This window comes from Sutcliffiella rhizosphaerae (genome assembly GCF_917563925.1).
GTDB classification, from domain to species: domain Bacteria; phylum Bacillota; class Bacilli; order Bacillales; family Bacillaceae_I; genus Sutcliffiella_A; species Sutcliffiella_A rhizosphaerae.
On record NZ_CAKJTJ010000001.1, the window covers coordinates 224,111 to 244,829 of the forward strand.

A 20,719-nucleotide genomic window follows, 5' to 3' on the forward strand; every position below is an offset into this window, starting at 1 on the left:
ATTTAAGTAGATGTAAAGGGATATTAAGTGAAAAATAAAGATTTGTCGACAGATTTTTTAGGAATAGGTGTAAAAATTACCCTGTTACAGAAAAGCGTAAGCGCCTTGATCAGCCCCGACAAGTATAAGACGAGGCGGCGAGGCGCTTGACATTGTGCTTACTTAAAAAACTCTTTTTAAAAAAACTAGGACTATTTTCAGTCCTAGTTTTTGTATTAGTATTTCATCAATGTTAAGATATCGAATCCATCAAGCTTATTGCGCCCATCCAAGTAAGACAGTTCAATTAGGAATGCAATACCAGCAACGACTCCACCAAGTTCTTCTACAAGTTTAATCGTCGCTTCAATTGTACCACCTGTTGCAAGAAGGTCGTCAGTAATTAATACACGCTGCCCAGGTTTAATGGCATCTCTATGAATCGTTAGTACATCTTTGCCGTATTCTAATCCGTATTCTACTCGCGCCACTTCACGTGGTAGCTTTCCTTCTTTACGAACTGGTGCAAAACCTACTCCTAAAGAATATGCAACCGGGCAACCAATGATAAACCCTCGAGCTTCAGGACCAACAATCAGATCTGCCTCTTTTTCGCGAGCATACTCAACGATTTGATCTGTTGCATAGCGATAGGCATCCCCATTATCCATCAATGTTGTAATATCTTTAAACTGAATGCCGGGTTTTGGCCAATCTGGAACAATTGTAATATATTTCTTTAAATCCATCTTCTATTTTCCTCCTATGAATGAACAATGCATTGCCTGGTTAGATGCCGATCAAACCACGATTTTAGTTGTTTATATGATGAGTATAGAAACAAGTTTTCGAGTTCCACTTGTTGTTGCTTTTTTTGATAAGTAGGGGACTCTTCAATGTCCCGTTTTTTCGCGGTATGGTTCAAAGCGATAAAACCCTTGTCTATTGTAACAAATTCTAACTCAAAAAACACCTGTGATATGAAATATACCGTTTCTTTTGACCAACCTTTGTGCTTGGCAATATCTCCAGCATGTTTTGACAGTTCAAATGACCCTTTTTTCACAAGTAGTGCATAAAACCATTTGAAATGCTCTCGGGTTGGGATTGTTGAAAAAAAGTGCGTTTCTTTTTGGAAGAATGCTGCATATACCCTTGCAGGCTCTGCTTCTTCTAAAATTGTTGAAAGCAACAATTCATCTGAAGGTATATCCAGCAGTACAAGGTATTTCCCTTTTGTTTCTATCTTAGTCCCATTTACCACATAGGTTGCGTACGGGTACAATTCATTATCCAAGTTTACTTCTTTTAGTGTTTTTTCGTTAAAATACATAATACAAAGTTTATCTTTAGCAATTCCCTGCAATGTTTGGTTAAGTTGTTTGATAGAACGGATGTCAAACAGCTGGTATTCCTTCACCCGTAAATCTGCTAAAAACAACTGTGGTTTACGGAAATTATTCCATTCATTAATAGAAAGTTCCCCAAGCACATCAAGAGTTGCTCCTGGAGAAACATGATGAAATTTTTCTCCAAAGCCAAATCCTACGCAATCTAAAGAACAACCATCTTGTTCAATGACCATCTTTAAATGGTTACTCTTATTACCAATTTGTCTTAGTTGTTGTGGAGAAACACTTTTTACTAATACTTTGGGCTTAGGATTTGCCATTCCGAATGGAGCTAGTTTGTCTAGTTGTTCAATTGTCTGCAAAGTTACTTCTTCGACTTTGCATTCTATATCCACATCTGTTATTGGTGAGAAATCTTCTTCCTTTAGTATTTCAGATGCTCGCTGATTCATCCTTAATCTGAGCTTTTCTACATCTTCCATATTTAGAGTCATTCCCGCAGCCATCGGGTGACCTCCAAAATGAGGTAAAATGTCCCGACATCCAGATAAATTTTCAAACAAGTCAAATCCCGCGATTGATCTTGCGGAACCTTTAGCTAACCCTTTTTCTTCATCAAGGCTTAACACAATAGTTGGTCTGTAAAAGCGATCAACGAGACGAGAAGCAACAATGCCGATTACACCTGCATTCCAGTTATGTCCCTCGACAATAATAAAGCTATTTTCTTCAGGTGGATATTTTTCTTCCACTTGTTGAATCGCTTCTTCAGTTATCTGCGTGACAATTTGCTGACGCTCTTTATTATAACTTTCCATTTCATCTGCCAGCATTTTTGCTTCTTCCACATCTTCTGTCATTAATAGATGTACAGCAGGGTCAGCATTGTCCAATCTACCAACCGCGTTAATTCTAGGACCGATGGAAAAACCTATTGTTTCTTCTGAAATAGTGTGAGTTTCTACCCCACATTTTTGGAACAAAGCCTTAAGACCAATCCGTGTTGTTTGCTGCATTTTTTTAATACCCTTTGAAGCTAATAACCGGTTTTCTCCCACTAAAGGAACTAAATCGGCTATTGTTCCTATAGCTGCCACATCTAGAAGATGTTCAGGATTTTTCCCTAATAGCGCATGTGCTACCTTATAGGCAACTCCAACTCCCGCTAAGTCTTTAAAAGGATATGTACAGGTCTCTTTTTTCGGATGAATAATCGCGAATGCATCAGGAAGTTCTGGACCAGGTTCATGGTGATCTGTAATAATGAGATCCATATTTAGATCTTTGGCAATCTTAGCTTCATGAAGTGCGGAAATCCCTGTATCAACTGTAATAATGACGGAAAAACCGTTTTCCTTTGCTTGCTTAAAAGCAGATTCATTCGGTCCGTACCCTTCTGTAAATCGATTCGGAATATAAAATTCAACTTTTGCACCAATTTCTCTAAGTGCCGTTACTAAAACCGTGGTGCTACTAACTCCATCTGCATCATAATCTCCGTAGACAAGAATTTTTTCTTCCGTTTGAATAGCTTGATTAACTCTTTCTACAAGCTTGTCCATATCATCCATCAAAAACGGATCGTGAAAATCCAGTTCATGTGTATATAAAAATTCTTTTGCAGTCTCAAGTGTATCCATCCCTCTGTTTACTAAAAGGGAAGCAATTAGTGGGGCAATATTAAGAGACTCCGCCAAATATTGTACTTTTTCTCTATTTGGTTCCTTAACATTCCAACGTGATTTAGAAGCTATCAAAATAATTCCTCCCTTAGCTTTTCTAATTATACTAGAGAGAGGAGATGGCTTCAATAAAGGTTTAACATAAGAAAACACAAGCCACTATTTCAGCTTGTGCTTCCTTTCATGTGATGCCCCCGTTTTTGTATTTTCAGATGTGTACGTCTTAGTAGTGTTACTATTTTTATGCTTTTGTTCGAATTTACGCCTTGTCATCACTACTTGATAGATACCTATAGAACCTGCTATTATTATCCCCATCAGTGTGGAAAATAATATTACTAACACAAGTGGCCATTCAGCAGTTCCGAACAAGAAATTAACTTCAACCGGTGCCACATTCAATACAGCAAATACCGATACAAATATGGTAAACAAAATTCCAGCAAGTAAATACCATTGTGTTTTCACAATGACTTCTCTCCTTTTTTATGTTACTTGTTCAGAGTAAGGATTGATATGAACAAATACATCCTGTACTTCTTTACTTTCCAATAGCCTAGCCTTTACTTTCTTCCCTATTAGATGACCAGCTTCAACAGTAATGTAGGGATTTACGGAGATTTTCAAATCGATGATTACATAGTGCCCATGCTCTCTTGCATGAAGGCTATCTATCTTCATAACCTCTGGTACTGATTGAACAATGACTCGAAATTTTTCTGTATCTTCTTCGTGTAGAACGTGATCCAACGTACTGTGTATAGATTCAGAACCGAGCTTCCAGGCGATCTTGATGATAATAATTGCAACCACTATTCCTGCCACTGGATCTAAATATACTAGCCATTCAATTCCGATATTACCACCAAAAACAGCACCTGCTATTCCAATTAATACAGCTATTGAAGAATAAACATCTGACCTATGCTCATAGGCATTTACGATAATTGCATCACTTTTAATTCTTTTTCCCAATCTATGCTTATATTGAAACATCGCTTCCTTCGCAATAATGGAAATAATGACGGCATAAATAGCGATTATCTTTGGTGGGTCGATGGGTTTAAAGAAAGCTTGAAAAGAGGATTTTCCAATCTCAAAGCCCACAATAAGCAAAAGAACTGCAACTATTATTGCAGCAATATTCTCAGCTTTTCCATGCCCATACGGATGATCCTCATCAGGCGGCCGCTTTGCCGCTTTTAACCCTATATACACGGCAAAAGACCCTACAATATCAGAAGCGGAATGAGCAGCATCTGCAATAAGTGCACGGCTGTTGGCAATAATTCCGATCCATGCCTTAAAAACCGCTAAGATAACATTCCCAAACACTCCAACTAATGCAGCAAATTCAGCCTTCTTAAAACGTTCGTTATGTTCCATCACCCAACACCCCTTCCTTCTTCTATTGTATGAGAATCTTTTTTATTCTTCTTTCTAAAACAAAAAAAATCGCACGTCTTATAAAAAGACGTACGACATTTTTCTTATACTTCCGGTTCCGCTTCATTTACTGGAGCTTTTTTTGGTTTATTCAATTGCTTATGCTTCCAAACAAGCCATAGCTGGGCAGCGATGAATAATGAAGAATACGTTCCTGCAATTAAGCCAACGAGCAGTGCTATCGAGAAGTTTGATATGGATTCACTTCCTAATAACAACAATGCTACAACTGCAAACAATACCGTTAATACCGTATTTATGGAACGAGTAAATGTTTGCTGAAGACTTTTATTTACAATTTCCGCTAAATCCTCATAAGTTTTAACACGCTTCTTCTTTTTATAATTTTCACGTATTCGATCAAATGTCACAATCGTATCATTTAAAGAATACCCAATTATAGTCAGTACTGCCGCTATAAAGGTGATATCAACCTCTAGCCTCAAAATACTGAAAACGACAATGATAAAAAACGCATCATATAACAAGGCTGTAATCGCAGCTAATCCATACAAAAACTCAAAACGGACTGAAATATATATAACAATACCTATGGATGCAATTAATACTGCGAAGAATGCATTTCGGGCAAGCTCTTCCCCAACAGTCGGTGATACAGTACTAATACTAGGTTCGCTTCCATATTTACTGCTAATATGCTGCTTAATTTCCGCAATTTCAGATTGAGAAAAATCATCAACATACCTTGCAACAGCCATTTCGTTATTGTCCCCCGATAAAATGACATCACTTGGTTCAAAATTAATGGATGCTAACTCCTCTTTAACTTCTTCTGCAGTTAAAGGATTTTCGCTCATTATATCAATTCGAGCACCACTAGCAAAATCAATTCCTAGATTTAACCGGAACACTGTCAGAATTATTATCCCAATCACGACCATTGTTGCGGAGAAAACAAAGAATTTATTACGATGTTTTAAGAAATCCCAGTTTGAAAATCTATTCGGTGGATCTGTCTGATCATTGATTTGATTAATATCTAGTATATCCTCTTTTTTCACTGCAAAAAGATGTGGTTTATTATTTAAAATTCTACTATTAACTAGTAGCCCTAACAGAATCCGTGATCCAAATACTGCCGTCACAAAACTTAACAAAATACTTACAATTAACATGGTCGCAAACCCTTTTACAGAACTTGTCCCGTATGCAAACATAACTCCTGCAGCAATCAAAGTGGTTAAGTTCGCATCTAAGATAGTTGAAAAAGAGTTTCTTGTACCAGCTCGAAATGCTGACATCGTCGATCGTCCAAGCTTCAGTTCTTCTTTAATTCTCTCATAGGTGATGATGTTGGCATCAACTGCCATCCCAACCCCGAGAATTAATGCTGCGATACCAGGCAATGTTAAGACCCCGTTCATCAGGTTAAACACTAACAAGATAAGGAAGATATATGCGCTCAATGTAATGACAGCCACAAAACCTGGCAGACGATAAACAACTAACATAAATAGCAAAATGATAGCAATACCAACTATTCCAGCAAATACCGTTTTCTGAAGAGCAGTTTCACCGAATTGCGCTCCAACGGATGTTGAGTAGATTTCTGTTAATTCAACTGGTAAAGAACCTGCATTCAACAGATCCGAAAGCTCTTTAGCAGATTCTACGGTAAAGTTTCCAGTGATTTGGACATTTGTATCATTAATTACATGTTGGACCGTTGCAGCTGAGAGGTACTTTGGATTCTCCTTTTGTGCTTCCGCAGCGTAAGAGTCCACACCTTCTTCATAATCAAGCCAAATGACAATTAGATTACGATTAGGTCCCATGTTCATAATTTGACGTGTTAAATCACCAAATTCGGACGCAGAACGAAGCGTTAATGAAACACTTGGTGCATTATATTGATCAAAGGACTGGGTTGCCCCACTTTCAGCCAAAGCTGAACCATCCATTAATAACTTGTCATCCACGTCACGGAATGTTAGTTTTGCTTCTGTGGACAGTAGTTCCCGTGCTTTAGCTTGATCGTCGATACCTGCAAGTTGAACACGAATTCGATCTGTTCCTTCAATCTGAATATTTGGTTCACTTACACCCAGAACGTTTACACGATTATTCAATGCACTTACAGTACTTAGTAAAACATCTCTGTTTAATTCACTATTTTCATTGATTGGTTTTACTTCATAAAGGACTTCAAATCCACCTTGAAGATCAAGGCCAAGTTTAATATCTTTTGTAATTGGATTCGTAAACACCCCTAATGTGCTTGCTATAAGAATTAAAAGTAAAAAGAATGCTACTATCCGTCCTCTTTTGACCATTTGTTAAAAATCCTCCTTCTGCTCTTACAATCGATGAAGAAATATTTTAACCTAACCTTCTATTCATCTTGCTAGGTTACAAGCTTCTCTTTCAATATGTATAGGTATGTAAATGATATAAAAAGCAGTGATTATCCATCATGTACCATTATGATTCATCCGAGAATCCGTGTCAATTTTTGCTGAAAATTTAATCATCTTTTTGTACAAAAAAATTCGGAGCTTTATATGCTTCAATCGTTATAAAGGTCATATATTCGTTTAATGATAAACTGTACACATCATTTACCAACTCATAAAGCATTTTGGTTTCGGGGCGCTTCCACTTCTTTTTTGTTAGGCATTCCCATAAATCATTTTCGGACACAGTGTTATATCCAAGTAACTGAAATTCCTCCAGCTTGCTTTGTAAAACTGGATTAAGCTCATACCGATAAAGGTCATAAGCATGTTGATTTGTAGCTTTAACCCCTGTCATATTTATTGATCCCCCATTCTTTTCCCATTGCTTGTCATGCTTGGCCCATATCTTTGCATATAGATAATTGTAAAGGATATGTCAGAAATTGAGAAGGCAGGTTATGGCATGACAAAGCAGACTTTTTTAAAAGGAACATTGATATTAATTGTTGCAGGACTTATTACTAGGGTACTTGGATTTGTGAACAGAATTGTTGTAGCAAGGTTTATTGGGGAAGAAGGGGTTGGCCTTTATATGATGGCTGTTCCTACCCTAGTCCTTACCATTACCATTACCCAATTAGGATTGCCTGTCGCTATCTCAAAACTAGTAGCAGAGGCTGAAGCACAAGGAAATACCCGTAAAATTAAGAAGATTCTTGTTGTGTCCCTAGCTATAACTGGGGCTCTAAGCATTGTATTTACTCCTGCCATGGTCCTCCTTGCACCATACCTTTCTGAGCATTTGTTTACGGATCCCAGGACCTACTATCCGTTAATGGCAATTGCACCTGTTGTTCCTATCATTGCAATTTCCTCTGTCCTTCGTGGTTATTTCCAAGGCAGACAAAATATGAAGCCTTCTGCAATATCGCAAGTGATTGAACAAGTGGTTAGAATTTCACTTGTTGCTGTTTGTACAAAAGCATTATTACCTTATGGAATAGAATATGCCGCTGCTGGTGCCATGTTTTCCGCTGTGGTAGGGGAACTAATGTCATTACTATACATGCTTTTCGTCTTCAAAAATAAAAAGAAATTCCGACTGCGTGCGAAATTTTTCAGCTATGTAGGAGAAGGCAAGGAAACGTTTCGCGATTTAATGCGCATTGCCATCCCAACTACTGGGAGCAGGATGATTGGCTCCATCGCATGGTTTTTTGAACCAATTGTCGTCGCACAAAGCTTGGCGTTAGCTGGTGTTGCCACTTCCCTTGCAACTAAACAATACGGAGAACTCGTTGGCTTTGCCCTTCCACTCATGATGCTACCATCCTTTATTACTTATTCCTTATCCACCGCTCTTGTTCCTGCTATAAGTGAGGCTGCGGCGAAAAAAAATAACGCAATGATTGAACACCGTCTTCAACAAGCATTACGTTTATCCTTCGCTACAGGGGGGATTGCGGTCGTGCTCCTCTTCGTCTATGCAGAACCAATCATGTTATTAATGTATGGTAGCAGCAAAGCAGCCATTTATATTAAATTGATGGCCCCATTCTTTTTATTCTATTATTTTCAAGGACCACTCCAAGCAACATTACAGGCATTAGACCTTGCGAAAGCAGCCATGATCAATAGCTTTATCGGTGCTGCCGTAAAAACTGCCGTTATTTTTATCCTTGCAAGTAAACCAGCCTTCGGAATAATGGGAGCAGCCCTCGGTATCGTAATTGGGATGATGCTCGTAACTCTTTTGCATATGGCAACCATTATGAAAGTTTTATCCTATTCGCTCTATGTGAGAGATTATATAAAAAGCTTTGTTAATATGGTTATATGCGTGTTGGTCGGAAAATGGATGCTGGATAATCTTTGGCAAGAGCTTAGCGTCGGTCCCAGAAGCATTTTAATGATTGTCATCACTAGTATCCTCTACGTTTTGTTAATGGTCATGTTCGGGCTTGTTAAGAGAGAAGAGCTTTCAAGGCTTCCTCTCTTAAGGAAATGGTTGAAAAAGTAACTTTTCATGAAGAAGAATCGGGTGAGGCAATTTGGAAGACCGTTAGGAGCTTTATACCGATGATGACATCTCAGTTGGAGTGTTTTCATACTAGTGATGAATAACTTTATTCTCCTGTTTTAGACCCTATTTATTTAATACTGTTTCATGATTCTGGAGACTTCATTCATTCATTGATTTATTTTTCCCGCTTTAATGTGTCTACCTAATCTTAAAAGGCACACTTAGAAATTCTAATCTTTTATATCTATAAAAAAAGCTCCTTGATCATAGCTACAGTAGGAAATTTTTTTGAAATCATGATAACCTAGTGATCTTAACTGCTGACGCAACCACAGGTTTGTTTTTCCAATCAGCTGCAAATGATCATCTTGAATAATTCCGTCTTTAATGAGAGGAAGATTAAGGGACTCTTTCTCTCCTTGTGTAGTGTTTTCTGAATTATTTTTTTCAAATACAGAAAGTTTTCCAGATGGTTCGAGAATCGCGAATTCTACATTGGCCAAGTTCTTAATATCTTTATCGCGCAATTGAATTAAAAGGTCATCAAAATTATAACGCTGTTTCTTCATAGCTTGTTCGTCAATTTTTCCATTACTAATGATTACCGTTGGTTTTCCATCTACAAAATCTCTTATTCGCTGGCTTTTTAAAGAAACATATGCAAGTAATATTTGTATTCCCATTAATAAAAACATTGGTAATAAAGTATGTACCAATGGATCTTTTGGGTTTTCAATAGCCATTACTGCCATTTCTGCAATCATAATAAAAACAACCAGATCCAACACACTTAGCTCTCCTATTTCCCGCTTGCCCATTACGCGAAAAATAAAAACAATCGTAATATAGAGAAAGATGGTTCTGGCAATCATCATTACATATTCTTCCATTACACATCAACCTCCCTTTTTCCTTTAACATTTCCTAGGCTTTAACCGTCTACAATACCTGTTTCTCCAGATGCCTTAATCACCATTAGTGTTATTCTTTATTAGATATTTCATGAATTGAAGCATTTTCCAATGTTCTTTTGAATATGCTTGTATTACTTGGCATGTACTAAGAAAGGGGATGGATGGAATGGAATCGAAAAAACTTGGAATTGCCGTTATGTATGGACTGATTACGATATTTATGATAGCTATTGCCGTTAGCTTTATTTTTTCTCTAATACTTCGTTTTACTTCTCTCCAAGAAACAAGTGTTGCTTGGCTTATCCTAATACTTTCTTTTTTGACACTTTTTATTGGTGGATTTATTTCAGGGGGGAAAGGAAAAGAAAAGGGCTGGCTTCTCGGTGCGGTCACGGGTGGAGCATATACTTTGGTCATTTTTTTGTTTCAATATTTAGGAAATGATTCGCTTTTCACACTGCAACAAATGATGTTTCACTCAGGTTTTATCGGTGTAGCAGCACTTGGGGGGATTATTGGGGTTAACATTAGTTCTGGATATTCTTCGAAAACATAATAAAAGCATGCTCCCGTGAGAGCATGCTTTTTTGACATTAATCTGCAATTACTTCTCTTACCGCTTGACGGTCGTATGTAAGACGAGACCCGTCACCTGCTTTGATGACAACTTTGTCCTCATCAAGTGCATCCACGATACCGTGTAATCCACCGATTGTTACAACTTTGTCTCCCTTTTGCAGGCTAGTTTGCATTTCACGTACTTGTTTTTGACGCTTTTGTTGTGGGCGAATTAACAAGAAATAGAAAATAGCAAACATAAGTAGTAAAGGTAATATAGCACCAGCCATTCCTTCCATGTAGTAGCCCTCCTTTCTCCTATGTCATGTATGTGAAGAGATTTTAAAAGTTTTTCGCATTCGGTTTATTGAAGCCATATTTCTCAAAAAACTCTTCCTTGAAGTCTCCTAGTCGATCTTCTCTGATCGCTTGTCTGACTTGCTCCATTAATTTTACCAGAAAATAAAGGTTATGGTAAGTTGTAAGTCTAATTCCTAAAGTTTCGTCACATTTGATTAGGTGACGAATGTAAGCTCTTGAATAATTTGTGCATGTGTAGCAGTCACATCCTGGATCAAGCGGTCCAAAGTCGCGTGCAAATTTAGCATTTTTCACAACAAGCCGCCCTTCACTAGTCATTAATGTCCCATTACGGGCAATTCTAGACGGAAGTACACAATCAAACATATCTATTCCACGGATAGCACCATCAATTAGTGAATCTGGAGATCCAACTCCCATTAAATATCGTGGCTTATTATCAGGTAACCACGGAGTTGTAAATTCAAGCGTCCGGTTCATTACATCTTTCGGCTCTCCAACAGACAAGCCACCAACAGCGTAACCTGGGAAATCCATGGATACAAGGTCTTGGGCACTCAATTTACGAAGGTCTTCAAATTCTCCACCTTGTACAATCCCAAACAACCCCTGGTCTTGTGGTCGCTGGTGTGCTTCTAAACAACGTTCTGCCCAACGCGAAGTACGTTCCACTGATTTTTTCATATAATCATGCGTTGCTGGATATGGCGGGCACTCGTCAAATGCCATCATAATATCGGAGCCAAGATCATTTTGTATTTGCATTGCTTTTTCTGGTGAAAGGAAAAGTTTATCTCCATTTAAGTGATTTCGGAAATGTACGCCTTCCTCTTCAATTTTGCGTAAATCACTTAAACTAAATACTTGGAATCCACCAGAATCGGTTAGGATGGCTCGGTCCCAATTCATAAATTTGTGAAGTCCGCCAGCTTCTTTTACGATATCATTACCAGGACGTAACCAAAGATGATACGTATTGCTAAGTATGATTCCTGCCCCCATTGATTTAACATCTTCCGGTGACATCGTTTTAACAGTAGCAAGAGTTCCAACTGGCATAAATACAGGCGTTTCAAAGCTGCCATGCGGAGTGTGGACCATTCCAAGTCTTGCACCAGTTTGCTTACAAGTTTTGATTAATTCATATCTGATTGCTGTCATTATTATCTCCTTATTCTAACTTATAGGATAAGCATTGCATCGCCAAAACTAAAGAAACGGTATCTTTCTCTTACTGCTTCTTCGTATGCATGCATCACATGATTACGACCGGCTAGTGCACTCACAAGCATAATCAACGTTGATTTTGGCAAATGAAAATTTGTTATTATTCCATCAATAGCTTTGAATTCATAGCCTGGGTAGATGAAAATATTAGTCCAACCGCTTGCCTCGCGGAACTTTCCAAAATCTCGAGCAATAGTTTCTAACGTTCTGGTAGAGGTCGTTCCTACTGTAATTATTTTTCCGCCTTGTTCCCTGACATCATTGAGAAGTCGTGCGGTGCCATCTGAAACCTGATAAAACTCCGCATGCATATCATGTTCCTCTACCGTATCCACACTTACTGGCCGGAAGGTACCAAGTCCTACATGCAGAGTGATAAAAGCAGTGTGTACGCCTTTGTTTTGCAATTCTTTTAAAAGTGCTTCTGTAAAATGAAGACCAGCAGTAGGTGCTGCCGCACTCCCTGTTTCTCTAGCGAAAACGGTTTGGTATCTTTCACGGTCATCTAATTGTTCCTTGATGTAAGGAGGCAATGGCATTTCTCCTAAGCTATCAAGCACTTCATAGAAAATTCCTTCGTATTGGAAGTTAAGCTTCCTCCCACCATGTTCACTTTCGCCAACGCATTGTGCGGTTAACCGACCATCTCCAAATGAAATCGTCGTTCCTTCTTTCACCCTTTTTGCTGGCTTAATCAATGTTTCCCACGTATCACCCTCTAGTTGTTTTAACAAGAGAACTTCAATTTTGGCACCTGTATCACTTTTTATACCAAAAAGCCTTGCCGGGAGTACTCTTGTATCATTTAAAACAAGGCAATCACCCTCTTTTACATAGTCCAAGATGGATCGAAACGAGGCTTCATGTTTCAATTCGCCTGTTTCCTTATTTAGAACCATTAGCCTGGAAGCTTCTCGCTGTTCTAGTGGAGTTTGGGCAATCAGTTCTTCCGGTAAATGGAAGTCAAATAAATCTATTTTCATCATGTCACCTTTTCTTTGCCTTTAGCTAATATCTTAAATTCTTCCTTTTACGTGCTTTATTAGATACTCAATATAAACTCTAATATCGCGCTCTTTTCCTGCAAATTTCTTTAGTAATAGGACAAGTTTTCTAGCAACATAAAGGTAAAATGTCCAAAAGCCGACTTTTTACGGGTTACTATCAACAAACTATTGAAAAGAGCTTTGCTTTTAGCCTATCTGAATTTACCAATAAAATAAAACACTAAACTTAAAACAATACTTATGACAATGGATGTTACAACGGGAAAGAAGAAGGTGAAATTCCCTTTTTTCACAACAATGTCACCAGGAATTTTCCCTATCAATTGCCATAACAATCCTGTAACAAGTAAAACCGCTCCAAACACCATTAACATTTTAGGCAGTTCCATTACTCTGATGGCACCTCCAAATTGAAATGACGGTATACCAAATCCGTCACAATCCGCCCCCTAGGAGTCCGTTGAATAAATCCGATTTGTAAAAGATATGGCTCATACACATCTTCTATGGTGTGCGATTCTTCTCCAATGGTCGCTGCTATCGTGTCAAGCCCAACTGGACCACCACGAAACTTTTCAATGATCCCCATCAACAATTTCTGATCGATATGATCAAGTCCAAGTTTGTCGACTTGTAATCGGTCAAGCGCTTCCTTGGCAAGAGATACACTGATGGTAGTTTTTCCTAAAACTTGTGCAAAATCCCTAACACGCCGTAATAATCTGTTCGCTATCCGTGGTGTCCCTCTTGCTCTTCGACTTATCTCTATCGCAGCATCCTCTTCTATTCCGATATCAAGGATCTGTGCCGTGCGAAGGCAAATTTCGGTTAGCTGCTCTTCCTTGTAATACTCCAGACGGCTGAGAACTCCAAAACGATCTCTTAATGGAGCTGTTAACAATCCAACCCTTGTAGTTGCACCAACTAATGTAAAAGGAGGAAGATCCAAGCGCACTGATTTAGAAGTTGGTCCTTTACCGATAATGATATCCAGACAATAATCTTCCATGGCAGGGTATAATACTTCTTCTATAGAGCGGTGCAAACGGTGAATTTCGTCTATAAATAAAACATCTCCAGGTTCGAGAGCAGATAAAATGGCAGCAAGATCTCCTGGCCGTTCAATTGCAGGTCCAGCAGTTGTGCGTAGCTGAACACCCATTTCATTCGCAATAATTGCAGCTAATGTCGTTTTACCAAGTCCTGGGGGTCCATACAATAGAACATGATCCAACGTCTCTTGACGCAGTTTGGCAGCCTGAATGAAAACTTCCAGATTCTCTTTCACTTTATCTTGGCCAATATATTGCTGTAGGTTTTGGGGACGCAAGCTATATTCTAATGAATGATCTTCATGCATTGCATCCTGTGACACCATTCGGTCATCCACTTTGTAATCCCCCCTTCTTATTTAAGGCTGTTTTCGAAACTTTGAAGTTATTTGTACTAAACATTATTATGGAAAAAAGAACCTTATTTTAAAAGCAACTGCAATGCTTTTTTTACATATTGATCTGTTGAGAGTTCTTCCTTTTTAAGAGCAGGTATAACTTTCTTTATTTCACGGTCTCCATAGCCGAGTACTTTAAGGGCTTCCATTGCTTCGTCCAATGCCATATTTTCATTATTGGAAAAAGAAACGTCGACATCCTGTTGAAAAAGATCTGGAAAAGCACTTGGAACTAAATCATTCAGCTTCCCTTTCAAATCTAAAATTATTTGTCGGGCTGTTTTTTTACCAACCCCAGGAAACTTGATGAGAAATTTTTCGTCCTCATTTTCAATGGCATAGACAACTTGTTGAGGCTGTCCTGAAGCAAGTATGGCAAGTGCCCCTTTTGGTCCAATGCCGGTTACATTCAACAGCTTCATAAAAAGGTGTTTATCTTCTCTTGTTTTAAAGCCATATAAGGCTAGAATATCTTCTCTTACATGCTGATATGTATATATGGTCACTTCTGTATCGTGATCTACACGGTATATAAAAGGATTTGGAGTATTTACTTGATAGCCAACTCCCATTACCTCTATTACGATATATTCTGGTGACACATAATTCACAAAACCTCTTAAAAAATCAATCAATGTTACAATACTCCCCTTTACATTTTGTTCCCACTCTCCATTTTACCATGAATAAAGAACAAAACGGCTCAAAAGAAAAAGATAGCATATTTTATGAATAATGTTAAGATGCCAAAACAAAAAAGCCGGCGCTTCGCCAGCTTGAATATGTGAACTATAAATTAAAATTTTTACACTGACTAAAATTAGTGTAAAAAGCTATGTAGAAATTCAAAGGTATCTACTGAATGCGTGGCAAAGGTACTTACAGCCTTTTACTGCTTTTTTGTCGTATATGGCTTAAATGTTTCAAGCACTTGCACATATTCATCTTTGGAAACCACTTTTATTCCATCTTTCAGCTTTTCATGTTGATGGCTTTCTAGCTTGCCTATATCAATTTGAAAAAAAGATTGAATTATTTTAGATTCTTCTGTTGGTTTCCCCTCATATATAGTAAGAATCCCATCATTAGAGATACCGAAATATCCATTTGATTTCAATAGTGGCGATATGTCATCTATATATTGTTGGAATACTACTTGCTCTTCATCTAAGTCAATTACTTGCCATTCTTCATACTGTGACCAAAAATCCTCCATCGCCCAAACCGTTTTTTCCAGTACCTCTTCACTTACCTCACCATCTAAATAAATTCTTTCTAAAACAACTTTCAGGGTCAATGGCCCACTAACTTCGAAGGCATCTTCAATTGCTTCTTCATCAACAAAGTCCTGTTTATCTGCAACCCCTTCATGGGCATTAAATATATGAAAAAAAATGAACAACGTAAAAGCACCTGTAAGTATTAGCAACAACTTATTTGGCATGATGGGTTTCATCGGAAATTTCCCCCTTAAGTCATCTACTAGTATATTTTTTAGTATTTTCACTTCTAGTTTGACCACATTCAGAAAAATTAACCATAAAACAAAGGAAATTTTATGTAACTTCGAAAAAGCAGCCCCATTTAATATGAGGCTGCTTTCTTGTTTATTGAGTCATTGTTCGATATATTCCCCTCATGTTTGATTCTAAATCATTCAATCGCCACTCACTATTTCGAAGATCATTGTCTACATTGCGAATAGCATTAAATGCACTTTCGTTTACTCCCACCCTTAACTCCTTGTTTTTAACAAGTGGTTCAAGTGCACGCTCTACAGCACGGCTTACCTCACGATCGTTTGCGCCACGTTCTGGCACAACCGCAACAAGTACTTCCCCTTTACTAATTAAAACCCCAGCATTTTTCACACCATCTACTTGTTCTGCACGATTGCTTAGCTGCTCAGAAAGTCGTCCTTCGTAGCGATTATAATAGGAAGGATTCCCTACATTTTCTAAGTTATTTAAATGCCCATGATAGTTCCTATCAGTGCGGCTGAAATGTGGGGTATTATATCCAATCCCTAAATAACCACCATGACCTCCTCTGTTTCTGATGTTTCGTATGCCTTCATTATTTTTTCTGATTCTATTTTCATTATAGACAACAGAGCGGTCAAGAATTTCGTTGATTGGACCATCATTGTCTTCAAACAGACGAGCATTTCCTCTCCGTTGTTCTCCAGCTCCGCGGTTTTGGTCGTTGTTTACATAAGGATTGTGTTCACTTGTGTAATAGCCAATAGGACTTGCTTGGTCATAATATCTATTGTCTGTAGCACTTTCTTTTTGTCCACAACCGGATAGTGCCCCGATCATCAGTGCTGCAGAAGCTACAGTGAAAAATGACTTCCTCAATGTAAAAACCCCCTATCAAGTCTTGTTGAGTACTAAAAAGGTACTCAATACTAGGGTGACAAGATAGAGGGTGTTTTATTATGTTAAAATTTTGGAGGAGCATAAGCTAACTGACGTTTATGATCTGTGTTTTTATGCATTCTATCAATAATTTGCTTATCTTTTTCCGGGATTTCTTCCCCTTTTAAATAGCTGTCAATCATATTGTAAGTTGTTCCCATTTCATTTTCATCTGTTTGCCCTTCCCATAGGCCAGCACTTGGTGGTTTGTTAATAATGCTATCTGGTACTCCAAGAACTTTTGCCATTTCACGTACTTCTCCTTTGGTTAAATGAACAAGTGGTACTAAATCTACTCCTCCATCACCATACTTTGTGAAATAGCCTGTATGCCATTCTGCAGCATTATCTGTTCCTACTACCAAATAACCGTAGTTGTTAGCAACTGCATACAAAGTAGTCATACGTAAACGTGCGCGTGTATTTGCGTCACCTAGGCGAGCTGTTTTCTCATGCCATTCGCCTTTTTGTTTTAATTGTTTTTCCATTTCTGAAAATAACACCGTATGTGTATCAGATAGATCGACTGTCATGTGGGAAATACCACAGCTTTCGATAGCTTCCATTGCATACTCTTGATCTTTCGGGTCACTTTTACACGGAAGTATAAGCCCTAAAGAATTATCTGGAAAAGCGCGTTTAATAAGGTGTGCCACTACTGCGGAATCGATTCCTCCACTAACACCAACAATTGCTCCATTTACTCCTGCATCCTTTACTTTTTCCTGTATCCATTGTACTAGCTTGGCAATTTTTTCTTCCATTACGTTTTCTTCCCTCCAATTTGACAATATAGATTATTGTATCAGATTGTATTCATTCGTCAAAAATTGTTTGCTTCAATTACTTGTAGAAAGTAACTATTGGACGTTCCATAACTACTTAAGAAATGTTTCAAATTACATTGTCCTTTAAACAACTTTTTACTATTGAAAATTACTTTATGTAAACCTTCACGGAAAAGATGTCTGTAGTATACAATTTCACTAATTACAACAGAATCAAACCAAATTTTTATGATTGGAGCATTTTTTTAAATATTTCGTCGAATTCACTTGCCACATAAAAAAGACGATTCCGGGTGAAATCGCCTCTAAAGTGGTAACCTTTAACTTTCATCATCATAATCGGGACCATCAAAATCTGATCCTTCACTTCTTTGTTCGTTATAGTTTCCATAACCATATCCATAGCCTGGTGGATAGTAGTATCCTGGAGGAGCTACTGGATAACCATAGGGGGCATATCCAATGTTCGCATCTTCTCGATAGCCTTTCGATCCTCCACAACCACAATCGCTTCCACCACTTACACCAGCCACTTGTTGAGGACCATGCGTTGGTTCAAATCCTGCACCTGGAGACACTGGTCCCATTGGGTAACCAGGATAGCCACCCATTTGACCCACTGGCATTCCTTGTGGCATCTGACCCATTCCTGGCATGCCATATTGACCCATTTGGTCATGAGCACCAAGCACAGCCGAATCCATCTCATCTTGACTCATTTGTGGCATTTGTCCCATCTGTTGAAGCTGTTGCATTTGCTGTAAATAACCATAATTTTCTGGGGATTCCTCACCAGATCCCATAGGCATACCCATTCCTGGTGCTCCATATCCTGGTGCTCCATATCCCGGAGCCCCAAAACCCGGAGCCCCAAAACCCGGGCCTCCAAAACCTGGTCCCCCAAAGCCTGGCCCTCCGTATCCTGGAGCTCCAAAGCCCGGGCCTCCAAAACCTGGACCTCCCCAGCCATAACCATGACCCCAACCATGGTGGTGATGATGTGGTGGACATGGTGGTGGACAGAAACCACTTCCTGGCATCACAGGAGATATTGGATAACAGTGTTCCATTGGCATTTGTGGAGCTGGCTGTTCAACTCCCATGACCTGCTCTGGCGCTTCTATTGGTTTTGGAATATTTGCAGGCATATTCACATTAGGCATTTTAGTATTTGGCATTTTAGTATTTGGCATTTTGGTATTTGGCACCTTTACATTAGGCATTTTAGCTGTTGGCGCCTTTGGCATTTTAACGTTAGTCGGCTGTTTTTTAGGCACATTTACTGTAAAGTAATTATTTACATCAACTTCTGGAAAATAAGGTTTTAGCTGCGGCATTTTAGGTACATAAGGAGTTTTAGGAGCTTCCTTTACCGGTTGTTCTTTAACAGCGGGCTTTTTTGGCATCTCCTTATAAGGATGTTGCGCTTTTGGCGCCTGAACTCCCATCACTTGCTTTGGTGCTTCTTTCGTTACACCCATTACTGGACTCTCTTTTTTCACTGCTACTCCTGCCATTGGCACTTTTATCTTCATTCCAGGCATAATCATGTCAGGATTGCTAAGCTGTGAATTTGATTTCTTTAATTCTTCAAAATTCACATTATATTTCTGAGCAATCTTCCATAATGTATCCCCTTTTTGGACAATATGGATTTTCAAGGATTTTCCCTCCTTAGCAAAGTCTCTACAGTTTATGTGTTAGTTGGGCATTTTGCCACTATTCTTCACATCAACTTATGCACCTAGGAGGAACTTTATGAATAAATACATGGACACTTCAGGGGAAAAGAGGTATTTTTTTTCGGCGCCTATTTTTTGAAGGCTCTCTTTTTGGGGGATTTTTGCTCTTTACCTGTAAAAGTCTGCGTATGGAATTTCACTTACATTTTGTATGGCGGATTAATAAAAGGAATTATGATATTCTTGAAAAGTTTGCGAAAACAACTCTTTGTATACTTCATTTTACTCTCAAAAAAACACAGTGTGCAGCCTAATCACACTACACACTGTGTCTCCCTGTACAAGCTCAAGCGTTCGCTAGCATCTTATCCAATGCCGCAATGGCTTGCTTGGCAATATAGTCCTCTACAGATATTTGATTAATAATGTCACCATTTTCTATTGACTCCAATGCCCATAAGAGATGCGGAAGATCAATGCGATTCATCGTTAAACAAGGGCACATATTAGGATTTAATGAAATGATTTCTTTATCAGGATGCTGCTGGATAATACGATTAACCAAATTCATCTCGGTTCCAATTGCCCATTTGCTTCCAGATGGAGCATTTTCAATGGTTTCAATTATTTTTTTAGTACTTCCACTATCATCACTCATTTGGACCACCTCCCAAGTACATTCCGGGTGAACGATGATATTCATATCGGGTTTGGTTGAGCGTAAATGCTCAATATTTTCAATAGTAAACTTTTCATGAACAGAGCAATGACCCTTCCAAAGAATGACCTTTACATTATCAAGCTCTCCCTCATACTCCAGCGTATCAGTTATAGGATTCCAAACCCCCATCTCTTCAAGCGGAACACCGAGATCGTAAGCTGTATTTCTACCTAAATGTTGATCTGGCAAAAACAACACACGCTCCTTTTTAGTAAATGCCCATTCCACCATTTTATGTGCGTTTGAAGAGGTAACTGTTGCTCCACCGCGCTCGCCGCAAAACGCTTTAATGGCTGCTGTGGAGTTAACATATGTTAATGGAAGCATTGTATCTCCAAAAAGATTCAACAGCTTTACCCATGCCCGTTCCGTCTGATATATGTCTGCCATATCTGCCATGGAACAGCCTGCGCGCATATCAGGGAGAATGACGACTTGATCTTTCTTTGTTAATATATCTGCGGTCTCCGCCATAAAATGGACGCCACAAAAAACAATATAAGTAGCTGTTGTGTAGGCTGCAGCCTGTGCAAGTTGAAGTGAATCCCCAGTCGAGTCAGCAAATTCCACCACTTCATCTTTTTGATAGTGATGACCAGGAATAAAAAGTTCTTCCCCAAACTTTGCTTTTATTTCGGTCACTCTTTTCTTCATTTCTTCTTCAGTCATATCCCGATATTTAGATGGTAACATGCCATTTCCTTTGTTAACGATTTCCAATAAGTTCATATC

Annotated in this window: 20 protein-coding genes; 2 read left to right on the forward strand and 18 right to left on the reverse strand. The window is 38.6% G+C overall.

Translation table 11 applies throughout. The features are described 5' to 3' along the window. Positions 1–215 precede the first annotated feature (215 nt). The 6 genes from LRP81_RS01145 to LRP81_RS01170 form a co-directional block, all read right to left on the reverse strand. Positions 216–728, reverse strand: coding sequence for an adenine phosphoribosyltransferase (locus LRP81_RS01145; protein WP_230499392.1), 513 nt, complete (start codon positions 726–728; stop codon positions 216–218). A gap of 14 nt (positions 729–742) precedes the next feature. Then, on the reverse strand, positions 743–3,088 hold the full coding sequence (recJ, locus tag LRP81_RS01150; RefSeq protein ID WP_230499393.1) for a single-stranded-DNA-specific exonuclease RecJ: 2,346 nt from the start codon (positions 3,086–3,088) through the stop codon (positions 743–745). Positions 3,089–3,172: 84 nt separating this feature from the next. Continuing rightward, positions 3,173–3,481: a LapA family protein gene (locus LRP81_RS01155; protein ID WP_230499394.1), complete on the reverse strand. Its 309-nt coding sequence runs from the start codon at positions 3,479–3,481 to the stop codon at positions 3,173–3,175. An 18-nt stretch (positions 3,482–3,499) separates the two neighbouring features. Further along, positions 3,500–4,399, reverse strand: a complete 900-nt coding sequence (locus LRP81_RS01160) for a cation diffusion facilitator family transporter (RefSeq protein ID WP_230499395.1) — start codon at positions 4,397–4,399, stop codon at positions 3,500–3,502. A gap of 104 nt (positions 4,400–4,503) precedes the next feature. Further along, entirely contained in the window at positions 4,504–6,753 is a 2,250-nt protein-coding gene (secDF, locus tag LRP81_RS01165; RefSeq protein ID WP_230499396.1) for a protein translocase subunit SecDF, read from the reverse strand. Between the two features lie 190 nt (positions 6,754–6,943). Continuing rightward, a complete protein-coding gene (locus tag LRP81_RS01170; RefSeq protein ID WP_230499397.1) occupies positions 6,944–7,231 on the reverse strand; it encodes a post-transcriptional regulator in 288 nt (95 codons plus the stop codon). Between the two features lie 108 nt (positions 7,232–7,339). Between LRP81_RS01170 and spoVB the strand changes: the two genes are divergently transcribed. Further along, positions 7,340–8,896, forward strand: coding sequence for a stage V sporulation protein B (gene spoVB / locus LRP81_RS01175; protein ID WP_230499398.1), 1,557 nt, complete (start codon positions 7,340–7,342; stop codon positions 8,894–8,896). 233 nt (positions 8,897–9,129) lie between these two features. Here spoVB and LRP81_RS01180 read toward each other — a convergent pair whose 3' ends face one another. Next, positions 9,130–9,789, reverse strand: coding sequence for a DUF421 domain-containing protein (locus LRP81_RS01180; RefSeq protein ID WP_230499399.1), 660 nt, complete (start codon positions 9,787–9,789; stop codon positions 9,130–9,132). Between the two features lie 190 nt (positions 9,790–9,979). Between LRP81_RS01180 and LRP81_RS01185 the strand changes: the two genes are divergently transcribed. Next, the gene (locus LRP81_RS01185) at positions 9,980–10,369 is read left to right on the forward strand and encodes a TIGR04086 family membrane protein (protein WP_230499400.1); all 390 of its coding nucleotides are present in this window, start codon (positions 9,980–9,982) and stop codon (positions 10,367–10,369) included. A gap of 37 nt (positions 10,370–10,406) precedes the next feature. Here LRP81_RS01185 and yajC read toward each other — a convergent pair whose 3' ends face one another. From yajC to nadA, 11 genes are all read right to left on the reverse strand, one after another. Next, positions 10,407–10,670: a preprotein translocase subunit YajC gene (gene yajC / locus LRP81_RS01190; protein WP_230499401.1), complete on the reverse strand. Its 264-nt coding sequence runs from the start codon at positions 10,668–10,670 to the stop codon at positions 10,407–10,409. Between the two features lie 43 nt (positions 10,671–10,713). Then, a complete protein-coding gene (gene tgt / locus LRP81_RS01195) occupies positions 10,714–11,853 on the reverse strand; it encodes a tRNA guanosine(34) transglycosylase Tgt (RefSeq protein WP_230499402.1) in 1,140 nt (379 codons plus the stop codon). Positions 11,854–11,873: 20 nt separating this feature from the next. Further along, a complete protein-coding gene (queA, locus tag LRP81_RS01200; protein WP_230499403.1) occupies positions 11,874–12,902 on the reverse strand; it encodes a tRNA preQ1(34) S-adenosylmethionine ribosyltransferase-isomerase QueA in 1,029 nt (342 codons plus the stop codon). A gap of 215 nt (positions 12,903–13,117) precedes the next feature. Further along, entirely contained in the window at positions 13,118–13,315 is a 198-nt protein-coding gene (locus tag LRP81_RS01205) for a DUF2905 domain-containing protein (protein ID WP_230499404.1), read from the reverse strand. Next, positions 13,315–14,316 (reverse strand): Holliday junction branch migration DNA helicase RuvB, encoded by a 1,002-nt coding sequence (gene ruvB / locus LRP81_RS01210; protein WP_230499405.1) that lies wholly within the window; start codon positions 14,314–14,316, stop codon positions 13,315–13,317. The genes LRP81_RS01205 and ruvB overlap by 1 nt, the downstream gene beginning before the upstream one ends. Positions 14,317–14,399: 83 nt before the next feature. Beyond that, positions 14,400–15,011 carry a Holliday junction branch migration protein RuvA gene (ruvA, locus tag LRP81_RS01215; protein WP_230499406.1) on the reverse strand — a complete coding sequence of 204 codons (612 nt, stop codon included), beginning with the start codon at positions 15,009–15,011 and terminating at the stop codon, positions 14,400–14,402. A gap of 254 nt (positions 15,012–15,265) precedes the next feature. Beyond that, positions 15,266–15,832, reverse strand: a complete 567-nt coding sequence (locus tag LRP81_RS01220; protein WP_230499407.1) for an intercompartmental signaling factor BofC — start codon at positions 15,830–15,832, stop codon at positions 15,266–15,268. A gap of 151 nt (positions 15,833–15,983) precedes the next feature. Next, positions 15,984–16,736 carry a YhcN/YlaJ family sporulation lipoprotein gene (locus LRP81_RS01225; RefSeq protein ID WP_230499408.1) on the reverse strand — a complete coding sequence of 251 codons (753 nt, stop codon included), beginning with the start codon at positions 16,734–16,736 and terminating at the stop codon, positions 15,984–15,986. A gap of 83 nt (positions 16,737–16,819) precedes the next feature. Next, on the reverse strand, positions 16,820–17,560 hold the full coding sequence (nadE, locus tag LRP81_RS01230) for an NAD(+) synthase (protein WP_230499409.1): 741 nt from the start codon (positions 17,558–17,560) through the stop codon (positions 16,820–16,822). A 344-nt stretch (positions 17,561–17,904) separates the two neighbouring features. After that, complete coding sequence (gene safA, locus LRP81_RS23320) at positions 17,905–19,245, reverse strand: SafA/ExsA family spore coat assembly protein (protein WP_317987022.1); 1,341 nt, start codon at positions 19,243–19,245, stop codon at positions 17,905–17,907. Positions 19,246–19,612: 367 nt separating this feature from the next. Then, entirely contained in the window at positions 19,613–20,716 is a 1,104-nt protein-coding gene (nadA, locus tag LRP81_RS01240; protein ID WP_230499410.1) for a quinolinate synthase NadA, read from the reverse strand. Positions 20,717–20,719 lie beyond the last annotated feature (3 nt).